Origin of the sequence: Mucilaginibacter sp. UR6-1, assembly GCF_020880975.1 — a bacterium.
In the GTDB taxonomy this organism is placed as follows: Bacteria; Bacteroidota; Bacteroidia; order Sphingobacteriales; family Sphingobacteriaceae; genus Mucilaginibacter.
In genome coordinates this window covers 101,736-114,683 of record NZ_JAJIWP010000006.1, presented here as the reverse complement: position 1 = coordinate 114,683, position 12,948 = coordinate 101,736, and the positions used below count along the sequence as shown (strand labels likewise).

Sequence of the window (12,948 nt, the reverse complement as noted above, 5' to 3'; positions counted from 1 at the left end):
TTGCGCCAAAAGCTACCCCTTTTGCGTTAAGCGCAAAACACAAAACACCCACATAATCAACCATATGAATATTAAGATAGCCGACCTTGAGTTTGAACCATTTATAGCCGCAGATGAAATTGAAAAACGTGTTAGGGTAATAGGGGCACAGCTTAATGTTGACTTTAAACATTCCACGCCGGTTATAATTGGTGTACTTAACGGCAGCTTTATTTTTATTGCCGACCTGATGAAGCAGATCACCATACCTTGCCAGGTTACATTTACCAAACTGGCATCGTATTACGGAGGCCTTTCAACCACCCGAAAAATACGCGAGGATATTGATATAAGCGTGGATATTGAAGGCCGTGATGTGATACTGATTGAAGACATTGTTGAAAGCGGCAACACCCTGCATTACCTGCTGGATAAACTCGCCGTAAGTAAGCCAAAATCAGTAACTGTAGTTTCTTTATTGCTTAAACCCGCCGCGCTCGACCATAAGATAGAGGAACTTAAATACGTAGGCTTTGAGATAGAGAATGATTATGTAATAGGTTACGGGCTGGATTACCAGGAATTGGGCCGCAATTTGAAAGAGATTTACAGGAAGGTGTAAACTCTCTTAAGTCCTTCTTGTTGGGGGCTTAAAAATAGTAATTGTCATTTCGATCGAGGTACGAGGAGAAATCTGCCGCCCGGCAATGAACGCGTACAGATTCCTCACTATCGTTCGGAATGACATAAAAAATAGGTATAAAACGAGAAGAGCCTGCAAATGCAGGCTCTTCTCGTTTTATAATTCCGTAGCTGGTTGCAGCTTTGTTTTTTTTACGTTTACCTGTTGCGGTACTTTTACGTAGTAGCCCGTACCATCGTAATTACGCTTACGCGGGTGGCTCATACAGGCATCGCTGCAGCAGCCTTCCATTTTGGTACCGCAGGCATCGCACTGGGTAAAGTGCTCATTACACTCGGGGTTGGCGCAGTTTATCATTTTATCGGTAATGGCACCACAGTTATAGCATTTTGATATAACCTCCGGGTTAACGCTGTTCACATCAACCGAAAGGCGGTTATCAAACACGTAACATTTACCTTCAAAATCCTTACCGCCGGCTTCTTTACCATATTTGATGATGCCGCCATGCAATTGGTAAACATCGGTAAAACCCTCGTGCAGTAACAGGGCCGATGCTTTTTCGCACTTAATGCCACCGGTGCAATAGGTGAGTATCTTTTTATCCTTGTATTGGGCCAGTTCATTGATCATAGCCGGGAAATCGCGAAAGTTGTCAATGTCCAGCGTCACCGCGTTCTTGAATTTCCCTAATGAGTGTTCGTAATTTGAACGTACATCCAGTATCACAACATCATCCCTGTCCTTCATCTCCATAAACTCGACAGGCTCCAGATGTTTACCCGTTTGCTGTTGAGGGTTGATGATATGCGGATCGCGCAGGCCGGAGTGTACAATTTCGGATTTATAACGAACATGCATCTTTACAAACGAAGGCTCGTCAACCTCATCAATCTTAAACTCTAAAGAATCAAAACGATTATCAGCCTTAACCGCATCCATATAAGCCCGGCAAGCTTCCACAGTGCCTGATACGGTACCGTTCAAGCCTTCGTCGGCTACAATAATACGCCCGGTTAAATTAAGCTGTTTACAAAAATTAAGGTGATCGGCAGCAAATTGCTCCGCATTAGCTATTGTGGTGTAACAATAGTACAGTAGTGTGTTATACTTTGCCATAAATACATTGATACCGCTGCAAACGGTGTTAAATGAGCCGCAAAGATAATTAAATTCGATTAAACAATAAACAACCCAACCAGGCTTCGTTTCAGGCTATTTTGCATCCTCAGCTTTTTTGCTTTCCTGCTGCTTAGCTAAAGCTTTTATGGCCTTGTTGAATAGTTCAATGTCATCCTCATCAGTAAGTTTAGGCACTTCTTCGCCGTCAACTTCATAAGCCATTGGTTTATCGTTTAATGTTGATACCGCTATCTTATCCCCATTTAACTCGTACGACATAAAACTGTTAGGTTCCATGTGCACAATTTTGGTCTTTGTGTTGTCCAATACAATTTTTCCGGAGGTGCTTAGGGTTTCATTATAGGTTTCGCTGCCATATTTGCATGATGCAATTGCAATGCTCAGGCCTAACGCTAACACAGGTATTAATTTTTTCATGCCGGTATAGTTTAATTTATAGTTTAGACGCACCGCACACACCAATTGTTACCTGATGCCGTAATAAAACCTGATGCCCTGTACGTATTTTTGATTACCGGCGAATGAGATACCATAATCAAGCCTGAAGAAAAGCTTTTTGATACCTACATACAGCTCATAATAATTACGGCGGTTATTAGCATTCAGATAATTGGCGCCCATTACCTCTTCAAGTTTCAGGCTGCGTAAAAAGCCTATCTTGTTAAATAAAACTCCCGAAAAATTATGGAAGTAATGCGCTTCCAGAAAAGACCTGTCGGTACTGAACTCATAAAAAGGCAAAAAGTGAAAGCTACCCACATAAGTAGGGTCGAACGTGGTACCTACGTTACCCAAAAAGTGGTTATAATCCATAAAATATATGGTGTTGCGGTTAAAAAAGGTACCTGCGGTTATTTTATACGATGATCGCCCATAAAGCCCCATCGTTATTTCATCCTGCGATATATCGAGCGATGCGAAATCATAATTAACGTCTGATCCTAACAGATTATTTACGCCCTTACGATAGTTGAATACCAGCGTCGGGAATTTTGATTTTACATAGTACTTACCATCGGGCCTGTTCAGGTATCGCGGACTAAAAGTAAACTCTACCGAGGTTTTAAAAGTAAGCGCGTTATGGTCAGGAAAAAGGAATGACCGATCGTCAGCAGGTGCGGTAACCGGTGCCAATGGATTATTTGAGGTATACTCCCTGTTTTTTGAATTGAAAATATGGTTGTAAGAGGTATTGTATAACTGCCTTCTGTTGGCATATCCTAAACTAACATTCCATAAAATACCGGCAGCCAGCTCACGCTGATAGCCAAACTCACCAAATTTAGAACGGTAATACTTAACATAGTTATTCTCATAAATGAGTGAGCTTACTGTGTTGAAGAACAGCGAGCGGGTACCCACATTGTTCAAGTCCAGCACATCAGAACCAAAACTGGTGTAGAACTTAGCATTGTTAAACTGATCATATAAATAACTGGCGTTAATATTAGCGCTGAGCATCTTGCTCGAAAAACCATAGTGCAGCGTGGGCTGAATGGTGATATTGCTCAGATCGTTAAACTGCCTGCTGAATGTCGGCCTGAAATCAATACCCCAACCCTCAACGGTATTATAAAATATGGTTTTATGAAAAGGCTCTATCCTTACCGAGCGCTTAGTACGCCAATCAGTAACTATGTAAGGAAAGATGGTCCAGGCAACCGGGTTGAACTTGTTATGCGCCTTTTGTGCCGAGTCGAGGTAGGCCGAGGTATGGGTGATGGCAAATACACTATCCTTGCGTAAATAATCACGCTTTTCCTGAAAGGTGAGGGGTATAGGCCGTGCAGCATCCCAGTATCCGGTGGGTTTTGTGTTGGCCGCCGTATCAACCTTTAATATTTCACCATTAAAAAATCCGGGCTCAAAGGCTGGGTTAAGCTTGTAGTTATTGTAGATAGCCACATAATACCCTGCAAACTGAAAGCCGAACACATTGCCGCCAAAATCAAAGTGAGCTGATACCGGCATCCAAATATCATCTTTAACGGGTACAAACTGCTGACTGATCTGCAAGGTATCAATCAGGTTGATCATGTTCGTTTTGCTGGTCAGCATCAGGTCGGCACCGTAAATACGCCAGTCGCCATGCACAATATATATGTTACCCTGAAAAGCCTGGCTATACTTACGTTTCGGAATGATCTGTATCTTATCAATAGTTTCACCATTTGATACCGTGGTACCCACCAGCTTAAACCGGTAAAAATCAAACGCATTATCGGCCACCGGGGTAACAAAGCCACGTGCGCTTAGGCCGTTAATGGTAAAGATGTTCTCGTACAGATTAAACTGCAGGTCAGATGCCTTATTATAGCTGAAAGCTGTGTTTTGCCCCGCTACTTTTGATGATATGGTGATCTCGTGTACTTTATGCGGTCGCTCATAATTGAATTGCGATAACGATTCGGATTGGTAAAGTATCCCCCTGCCGTTTGAATCAAGATCAAGCGCGCGGGTAACCTCCTTGCTCATTAAGTTCTTAGGCGATTTTATGAGCTTTTGTACGCCCTTAATGTATACCGCGCACGAGTACCCTTTTACCTCGTTCAAATAATATTCGCGTTTTTTAACCACCTCGCGCATGATGGCCATACCCGGGTCTGCATCAGCGGATCGTTTGCCGGTAATATTTACTTGATTGAGCAAAAATATCTCATCCTGTAGCTGAACGTTATTTTCAATATCCTTATTGGTAACAGTTATTTTAACTGTTTTTTCTTTAAACCCAACAAAACGGTAAACCACGTTATATTCACCGGGGCTTAATTTGAGCGCATATCGCCCATACTCATTGGCGGTAGTGCCATAAGTAGAGTTACGTATGTAAACCGAGGTAAAGGGCACGGTTTTATTATCAGCATCAGTAATTTTACCCGAGAGTATATATTGCTGCTGTGCCATAGCCGCCAGGGTGCTTAAAGCGCTTAAAATCAGTAGTAAATATTTTTTCATATTGTTTAACACATAATGCAGCCGCGGTAAAAAATGTTTTATTGGTTGTAGATATTTTTAAAGGGTTTGATTTTGTAGGCACTAATAAATTTTCAATGCGTAATTTTGCCTGATAAATTAAACTGACTTTATGTACAATACACTGCAACCTGTATTACAGCAGGAACTTACCGAGATAGAGAACGCCGGCTTATACAAAAGAGAACGCATCATTACATCGCCCCAAGGTGCCGATATTACCGTGCAGGGCGGCCAGGAGGTGATCAACTTTTGCGCTAACAATTACCTGGGCCTATCATCACACCCCAAGGTTATTGAAGCAGCCAAGGCCGCGATGGACGGACATGGTTACGGCCTATCATCGGTACGTTTTATTTGCGGCACGCAGGATATACATAAACAGCTTGAACAAAAAATATCAGAATTTTTAGGCACTGAGGATACCATTTTATACGCCGCTGCATTTGATGCCAACGGTGGCGTGTTTGAGCCTTTGTTTAATGATAAGGACGCCATTATATCTGACGAGCTGAACCACGCCTCCATCATTGACGGCGTACGCCTGTGTAAAGCGCAACGCCATCGCTACAAGCATGATGATATGTCCGATCTGGAAGAGAAGCTGAAAGCCACGCAGGATCTTCGTCACCGTATTATCGTTACTGATGGCGCGTTCAGCATGGATGGTACCATTGCGCAGTTAGATAAAATTTGCGAACTCGCCGAAAAATATAATGCCCTGGTGATGATAGATGAGAGCCATTGCTCGGGCTTTATGGGTAAAACAGGCCGCGGAACGCATGAGCATCATAACGTAGTGGGCAAGATCGATATTATTACCGGTACTTTGGGTAAGGCATTGGGTGGTGCATCGGGCGGTTTTACCTCTGGCCGTAAAGAGATTATTGATATGCTGCGCCAGCGCTCGCGCCCGTACCTTTTCAGCAATACCCTGGCACCGGCCATCACCGGCGCGTCAATAGCCGTACTGGATATGCTGAGCGAAACTACAGATCTGCGCGATAAGCTGGAAAGCAATACCCAATACTTTCGCGAGAAGATGACCGCCGCAGGTTTTGACATAAAACCGGGCGTACACCCTATTGTACCCGTAATGTTGTACGATGCCAAACTGGCGCAGGAGTTTGCCGCTAAAATGCTTGAAGAAGGTATTTATGTTATCGGCTTTTACTACCCTGTAGTACCACAAGGCAAGGCGCGTATACGTGTACAGCTATCAGCCGCGCATGAGCAGGAGCATCTGGATAAAGCCATAGCCGCATTTACCAAAGTGGGTAAAGAGCTTGGCGTTATTAAATAAATTATACGTATACTTTATTTATATTTGTACGTATAATTTAAGGTTATGGCAGCTACTAAATTAACGTTAAGCGCAGATAAAGATACGATAGAACTTGCGAAGCGTATCGCTTCTGAAAGTAATATCAGTGTATCAAAACTATTCAAAAAGATGCTGAACGAAGTAGCTAAGAAGAAAACCACAAAAGACCCGCTTTTGGAGAAGCTCAAAAATGCAGAAATGCCGGATTGGGTAAAGCAACTAACAGTAGTTGACAAGCCAACGCCTGACTTTGACCATAAGGCTGAATATGGCAAATATCTGGAAGAGAAATACGGAGCATGAAATTAATCTTCATTGATTCTGATATTCTTCTTGATGCTTTGCTTGAGCGTGAAACATATGCGGTTTGGGCAAAAGGGCTGCTGCGTTTACTTGATGGTAAAAATTATACCGGGTGTACATCTGTACACTCCTTATTAAATATACATTACCTGCTTAAAAAGCGGGTGGGTGAAAAGCCGGCAAGGGCTTCAATAAAATTACTGTCGGATAATCTGCGTATTATTGCAGAAGATGGTCAGATCATCAAGCAAGCCATTGTTTCTGACTTTGGCGATTTTGAAGATGCTGTTCAGTATTACTCAGCAGCAAATGCAAAAGCCGATGCCATCATCACCCGTAACATAAAAGATTATAAGCATGCAACACTGCCGGTACTAAGTGCCGAGCAGTTTTTAAGATCGATATAAAATACAATGCAGCAACAAATAGATAAGTACACACAGGAGATAAACAACTTTGTAAAAGCTACAGCCGATGAGCTGGAAACTTTCCGTATAAAGTTTTTGGGTACCAAAGGTATTGTGAAGGACCTGTTTGAGCAGTTTAAAACCGTTGGTGCTGATGATAAACGCACCTTTGGCAAGGTGCTTAACCAGTTTAAACAACTGGCTGAAGCTAAATACAATGAGCTTAAAGAAAGCGCCGGTACTGCCGCCGAAAGCAGCAAAACCGAAGCCGACCTTACCCTGCCGGGCGATGGTTTTACATTAGGCTCACGTCACCCCCTGTCATTAGTGCGCAACGAGATCATTGATATTTTTAAGCGCCTGGGCTTTGTTGTTGCCGAAGGGCCGGAGATTGAGGATGACTGGCACAACTTTTCGGCACTTAACTTCCCCGAGGAGCACCCGGCCCGCGATATGCAGGATACCTTCTTTATTAAAAAGAACCATGGCCAGGATGATATTGCTTTGCGTACCCACACTTCATCCGTACAGGTACGTATGATGGAGAATGGTAAGCCGCCATTCCGCGCTATTATGCCGGGGCGTGTTTACCGCAACGAGGCCATATCAGCACGTGCGCATTGCTTCTTTCACCAGGTTGAGGGTTTGTATGTTGACGAGAATGTATCATTTGCTGACCTGAAGCAAACGCTGTTTCACTTTGTGCAGGAGCTTTATGGCGAGGGTACCAAGGTGCGTTTCCGCCCGTCGTACTTTCCGTTCACAGAGCCATCGGCCGAGATGGATATTTCATGTACTATTTGTAAAGGCGACGGCTGCAACATGTGTAAGTATACCGGCTGGGTTGAGATATTAGGCTGCGGTATGGTTGACCCGAACGTGCTGGAGAACTGCGGTATAGACAGTAAAAAATATACCGGCTTTGCCTTTGGCATGGGTATCGAACGTATTACCAACCTTAAATATGTTATCCGCGATCTGCGCTTGTTCTCAGAGAACGATGTGCGTTTCCTGAAACAGTTTAAAACCGATATTATTTAAATGAGGATATTACTGTGCGCATTACTGGGTATAATATTAGTTAGCTGCGGCAAACAAAATGATGCAGTACCCTATGTGCCGGTAAATATCACCATACAGCGTGCCGACCCACGATATAATAGCATTAGCAGTGCCGGTAGTGTAATTACGCTAACCGGAGGTATTGCAGGCATTGTGGTTTACAACACAGGCAGCGGCATTGTTGCATTTGACCGCTGTAGTAGTTATCAGCCCGAAAAAGCTTGCGCCGTAACTGTTGATGAAGGCCTGTTCACAGTAACCGACCCATGCAGCGGCTCAAAGTTTTCGCTGTTGGATGGCTCGCCGGTAAAGGCTCCGGCAACACGGTCACTGCGGTCGTACACGGTAATTATAACCCAATTTGAGATCAGAATAGTAAACAGTTAATGGAAGCCGATAAAATAAAAGACAGTATAAAGCGGGCAGCGCAGGATCTGTTCCGCAAGTTTGGCTACCATAAAACCAGTGTTAATGAGATAGCTAAAAAGGCGAAAATCGCTAAGGCTACCATCTATAAATACTTTGAAAGCAAGGAAGCAATACTGCACTCCCTGCTGATGGATTATATACGCGTTAGCGTTGATGACCTGATACACCTCAACACCCCCGAAAAAAGCGAGGAGGAACATTTGACCAACCTCATCATGAAAACCTGCCGCCTGTCATACACGGTATGTAACGAGTTCATCGGCTGGGAATTCATCCGCGAATCAGCCAACTCACAGGAGTTTTTGAAGAACCTGTCAAACGAGCTGGAGGATTTGCTGGTACTATCCTTCACCCAACTAACCGGTATGCGCAAGCACGATACCTTTCAGCAGCGTTTACGTTTCCTGATCAAGAGCAGCAAGAGCATCGTTTTCAGTTTCGCGTTCACTTCGGTTAGTGATGCCGATGTGCGCAAGAATTTTGTATCCTTTCAAAAAGAGATACTGCCTTACTTAGTTAAGGCAGCACTCATTGTGTAAAAAAATAAAATCCTTTATTGATTATAAAAACACAGGCCTGTCCAGCTTTATAGCTATGCGATAGGCCGCATTCATTAAACCCACGTGGCTGTACGCCTGCGGAAAGTTACCCCACATACTGCCTGTTTCCTCATCCACATCCTCGCTGAATAGCAGCAAGTGGTTACAGTATTTCATCAGGCTCTCAAACTCGCGCATGGCATCGTCAAGCCTGCCTACACAAGCCAATGCCTCCACATACCAAAAAGCGCAGATCAAAAAGGTAGTTTTCGGCTTGCCAAAATCATCGGCATGCAGGTAACGGTAAAATAAGCCATTAGGCGTTTTTAATTCCTTTTCCAATGCCGCCAAATGATCCTTCGCCCGTTGCGATGCTGGGTCGAGGTAATTCATCATGATAAGTTGCAGCGTGCTGGCATCCAGGTGCGGACTGCCTGCCGCGTTGGTATATACCTTGCGTACCGGGTCGTAACAGCTTTCAATATGCGCGGCGGCACGCTCCTTTAGCGCGTTTGCTTTCTGCACTAAATCATTATTGCCAATGGTTAACGCCATTTTTTCTGCCGCGTTACAGCCCGCCCACTGGAAAAGGTTGCTGTAGCAATGTATATTGGCCATATTACGGAACTCCCATATACCGGCATCCTTTTCGTCAATGGTTCGTTCAATTTTATTAAGCAGAGATTCAATCCATCGTACCGAGTCCTTACGCTCGCTGAATACAAAGCGATGATCGGTATATAGCGGCAACAGGGATATTAATACCTGCCCGTAAATATCATTCTGAATATGTTCATAGGCCTGGTTACCTACACGTACCGGCTTATCGCCCATATAACCATCCAAATGATCCATGATCTCCTCTACCAGCTTTTTTTTGCCGGTAATGCCATACAAAGGCTGATACCTGAACTCATCGTCCTCGGAGATGGATATGTCAGACACATAGTTAAAATACCTTTCCATCTCCTCAAAATGGCCGATATGGTTAAGTGAGGTAAGTACATAGTAGGTATCGCGCAGCCAGCAGTAGCGGTAATCCCAGTTACGGGTACTACCAGGGTGCTCGGGTAAGCTGGTTGTACTGGCGGCTATAATTGCGCCGGTATCCTCAAACTGGTGAATTTTTAAAACCAACGCCGAGCGGATTACATAGGGCTGGAAATACCCGGCTATTGAGGAGTGCTTGATCCACAAGCGCCAGTACTGGGTGGTATTACGTAAAAATGTTTCGGCCGTACTTACCAGTGGCGCCTCCAGCGGATCACCGTATGACATCAGCAGGTATTTGGTTTCATTAAGCTGAAAATATTGCTGGTCTATAATGTAACTAATCGGGATGTTGGTGGTGAGGCGCATGGTTTCATCGCACCCGGCATAATCAATATGGTTGCTGCCAATGCGCGCCTTTTGCTTGCGGCGGCCATAATCACACACCGGCTCACATTTTACCCTTATCTTGGGCAAACCTTCAATCGGCTCTATTTTACGTATCAGCATCAGCGGCTTAAAAAAGCGATCGTACTGGTGAAAGCGCGGGGCAAAATCAGTAATTCGATACTTGCCCTCATCGCAGGTAACTACCGTGCAAAGCACATTGGTATTTTCCAGGTAATATTGTTCCGTTTCAAAATCCCCCTCGGGCAAAATGGAAAATTCGCCTCCTTTTTCTTTATCAAGCAGGCTGCCGAAAACAAAGGTGCTATCAAACCGTGGCCAGCAAAGCCACGTAATGTTAGTGTTTTTATTGATGTGGGCCAGGTAAGCGCAGTTGCCTACCAAACCTGCATTATACATGTGTTTCTCCATATTATTTATAAACGGAACAAATGAGTTAATGATGCCTTTAAGTAATTTAAATCAAATAAGATGCTGGTTTTGTTTGCGTTTTTTGGTCATTAAAGCAATAAACATCAACACCGGCAAATATTTTTAGGGTTGTGGTGCAACTTATCAGCAGGTACCTGCGTCTAATATTCAAACACAATTGACCAGCAATTCCATTAATCATGAAAACCATTAGTAAAATAATGCTTGCCGCGGTGCTTATTGCCGGCAGCAGCGCAGCCACCCTGGCTTCAAACCCATATCATACCGCCATTAATAAAACCGTTCAAACTACTGAAGACCGCCACCTTTCGGGCTTTAACGCTGTTTCCGTATCCGGCTCTTGGGATATTTACATTACCCAGGGCTCAACCGAATCTGTTAAGGTAGAAGCACCATCGGATGTGATTGGCAAAATCGTTACCGAAGTTGACGGCGGTACCCTGAAAATTCACAGCAAGAATGAGAACTGGAGCTGGAACTGGGGCAACAAAAAAATCATCATTTATGTAACCGCTAAAAGCCTTAACAGCATCACCATGTCAGGCTCGGGCGATATATTTTTTAAGAACGGCATTAAAGGCGACAAACTTGCCCTGCGTGTAAGCGGCTCGGGCGATATTACAGGCCGTGTAAATGTGAACGAACTTGAAAGCAGCATATCCGGCTCAGGCGATATTAAGGTAAGTGGTACAGCCAAAACATCAGCCGTTAAGGTGGTGGGCAGCGGCGATTTTACCGGCGGCGATCTTGTTACCCAAAGCACTATGGTTAAAGTAGCCGGTAGTGGCGATGCACGTGTAAACGCCAGCCAAAAGGTTGATGCATCAGTAGTCGGCAGCGGCGATATATTTTATACCGGCGGCGCTACCAATGTATCATCATCAAGCGCGGGCAGCGGCGATATACATAAGTTTTAATTCCCTTTACCCCTGTTAATGAAAGAGCGATGAGAAAATCTCATCGCTCTTTTTTGCATTATTTAAGTTGGATTTCAGGCATTGGATAGCTGGAGAATGTGGTCATAAATTTATTCCTGTACTGTGAAAAATAGTTCATGAACTGCTCCGCATCGGCATCGTATGCTCTATGGCTATAACCAAACATTAATATCCCCTTATTTCCAGTCTTATCTGTATATTCTTTATAGTGATAGGCATTCCATTCCAGTAACTTTAAATTATGCTCATTGCCCTCGCTCATCAAAAAGTCGAGGATGTATTCATTATTCTTTTTGATCAATTCGTATTTGCATACAGCGTCCGTTTGTTTACGAATTTTAAGGATGTTTATTTGTGCTGTAACAGCATCTTCCAATGGCAAATGTGTTTGAATAAAATCAATCAAAACCATATTATTGAATTTTTCAACCGTTTCGTCTTCGGGTATGTATTCCTGCTTATAATATTGCAACGTGGGGTGAGAACTCCAGGCTAACTTATAGCTTATATTATTAAAAGATATTTCATTGATGCCAAAATAATCTTTCTCCGCATTACGATTTGTTGCAGATGAACTGATCAGTATAACAGCTACGGATGCCAGTGATACTTTTAATGATTTGATAAGGTAATTCATGGTTTAGGTATTATACTTAGCTCACAACCTCGTATAAAACACCATCTGCACCACATTATTTGAGGTACCGCTACTCGCCGCTTTGGTGTACTGGTTAAGGTAGCCCACCTCCATATCAAACTTCTTGCTGAAACGGTAGCCAAAAGCTACATACGCACGGTTTTGATCAAAAAAGTGGGTATTTACTTTATCCTTGTTCTGCACGTTTAAAAACACCTCGTTTTGCAGGGCGATGAATGTGCCTTTGCTAAAATTGCTGTCGCGCTGCATCGGGATAACGGCACGTATAAAGTAGCGGAAGCGCTGGGCAAAATAGTTATCATCGCGGTCGTCGGCCGAGTCGCCCAAATAACGTTGCTCCAAACGGAAACGGTGCGATACCTGCACGCTTTTGCTGATTTTATGCCCCTGGGTAAACTGCTCAAATATGCGGCTTTCGGGCCTGAAAGTTTTTTCGCCATCAAGGGTGCGGCCGTAAGTAGTTACGTAGGTATAACCTAAATTGGCAAACTGGTTTTTATTAAAATAATACGCTACTGATGGCCGCAGTAAAATGTTACGCAGGTAATCAACCTTATCTGCCGAGCGCAGTTGCCCGTCAAACGCGTAACCCCAGTGCTCAGAAAGTTTCTGTGTATGAAACCAGGCACCCCAAACGGTGAATTGTGAGTTTTGCGCAAACAGCTTACCATAGCCCAGGCACATCAGTATCAACAGGGTAAAAAATTTACTTCTCATCAT

At 43.8% G+C, this 12,948-nt stretch carries 14 protein-coding genes; 8 read left to right on the top strand and 6 right to left on the bottom strand.

Annotated features, from left to right (window positions below; genetic code table 11):
* The first annotated feature begins 64 nt into the window (after positions 1 to 64).
* Positions 65 to 601, top strand: a complete 537-nt coding sequence (hpt, locus tag LJ707_RS18630; protein ID WP_228953904.1) for a hypoxanthine phosphoribosyltransferase — start codon at positions 65 to 67, stop codon at positions 599 to 601.
* A 177-nt stretch (positions 602 to 778) separates the two neighbouring features.
* Here hpt and LJ707_RS18625 read toward each other — a convergent pair whose 3' ends face one another.
* The 3 genes from LJ707_RS18625 to LJ707_RS18615 form a co-directional block, all read right to left on the bottom strand.
* A complete protein-coding gene (locus LJ707_RS18625) occupies positions 779 to 1,741 on the bottom strand; it encodes a rhodanese-related sulfurtransferase (RefSeq protein ID WP_228953903.1) in 963 nt (320 codons plus the stop codon).
* Positions 1,742 to 1,837: 96 nt separating this feature from the next.
* Positions 1,838 to 2,182 (bottom strand): hypothetical protein, encoded by a 345-nt coding sequence (locus LJ707_RS18620; RefSeq protein WP_228953902.1) that lies wholly within the window; start codon positions 2,180 to 2,182, stop codon positions 1,838 to 1,840.
* Between the two features lie 48 nt (positions 2,183 to 2,230).
* Entirely contained in the window at positions 2,231 to 4,720 is a 2,490-nt protein-coding gene (locus LJ707_RS18615; protein ID WP_228953901.1) for a DUF5686 and carboxypeptidase regulatory-like domain-containing protein, read from the bottom strand.
* Positions 4,721 to 4,850: 130 nt separating this feature from the next.
* Here LJ707_RS18615 and kbl point away from each other — a divergent pair, with 130 nt between their 5' ends.
* From kbl to LJ707_RS18585, 6 genes are read left to right on the top strand one after another with little or no spacing between them, the layout of a single operon-like run.
* Entirely contained in the window at positions 4,851 to 6,041 is a 1,191-nt protein-coding gene (gene kbl / locus LJ707_RS18610; RefSeq protein WP_228953900.1) for a glycine C-acetyltransferase, read from the top strand.
* A gap of 45 nt (positions 6,042 to 6,086) precedes the next feature.
* Positions 6,087 to 6,365, top strand: a complete 279-nt coding sequence (locus LJ707_RS18605) for a DUF6364 family protein (RefSeq protein ID WP_228953899.1) — start codon at positions 6,087 to 6,089, stop codon at positions 6,363 to 6,365.
* On the top strand, positions 6,362 to 6,772 hold the full coding sequence (locus LJ707_RS18600) for a PIN domain-containing protein (RefSeq protein ID WP_228953898.1): 411 nt from the start codon (positions 6,362 to 6,364) through the stop codon (positions 6,770 to 6,772). The genes LJ707_RS18605 and LJ707_RS18600 overlap by 4 nt, the downstream gene beginning before the upstream one ends.
* Before the next feature lie 6 nt (positions 6,773 to 6,778).
* A complete protein-coding gene (pheS, locus tag LJ707_RS18595) occupies positions 6,779 to 7,813 on the top strand; it encodes a phenylalanine--tRNA ligase subunit alpha (RefSeq protein ID WP_228953897.1) in 1,035 nt (344 codons plus the stop codon).
* Entirely contained in the window at positions 7,814 to 8,221 is a 408-nt protein-coding gene (locus LJ707_RS18590; RefSeq protein WP_228953896.1) for a hypothetical protein, read from the top strand.
* Positions 8,221 to 8,802 carry a TetR/AcrR family transcriptional regulator gene (locus LJ707_RS18585; RefSeq protein ID WP_228953894.1) on the top strand — a complete coding sequence of 194 codons (582 nt, stop codon included), beginning with the start codon at positions 8,221 to 8,223 and terminating at the stop codon, positions 8,800 to 8,802. Before LJ707_RS18590 ends, LJ707_RS18585 begins: the two co-directional genes overlap by 1 nt.
* A 21-nt stretch (positions 8,803 to 8,823) precedes the next feature.
* On the opposite strand, the gene LJ707_RS18580 is transcribed toward LJ707_RS18585, so the two are convergent.
* The gene (locus tag LJ707_RS18580; protein WP_228953891.1) at positions 8,824 to 10,611 is read right to left on the bottom strand and encodes a glycoside hydrolase family 15 protein; all 1,788 of its coding nucleotides are present in this window, start codon (positions 10,609 to 10,611) and stop codon (positions 8,824 to 8,826) included.
* Between the two features lie 200 nt (positions 10,612 to 10,811).
* Between LJ707_RS18580 and LJ707_RS18575 the strand changes: the two genes are divergently transcribed.
* On the top strand, positions 10,812 to 11,549 hold the full coding sequence (locus LJ707_RS18575) for a head GIN domain-containing protein (RefSeq protein ID WP_228953890.1): 738 nt from the start codon (positions 10,812 to 10,814) through the stop codon (positions 11,547 to 11,549).
* A gap of 58 nt (positions 11,550 to 11,607) precedes the next feature.
* Here LJ707_RS18575 and LJ707_RS18570 read toward each other — a convergent pair whose 3' ends face one another.
* Both LJ707_RS18570 and LJ707_RS18565 read right to left on the bottom strand, forming a co-directional pair.
* On the bottom strand, positions 11,608 to 12,207 hold the full coding sequence (locus LJ707_RS18570; RefSeq protein ID WP_228953888.1) for a hypothetical protein: 600 nt from the start codon (positions 12,205 to 12,207) through the stop codon (positions 11,608 to 11,610).
* A 21-nt stretch (positions 12,208 to 12,228) separates the two neighbouring features.
* The gene (locus LJ707_RS18565; RefSeq protein ID WP_228953886.1) at positions 12,229 to 12,948 is read right to left on the bottom strand and encodes a DUF2490 domain-containing protein; all 720 of its coding nucleotides are present in this window, start codon (positions 12,946 to 12,948) and stop codon (positions 12,229 to 12,231) included.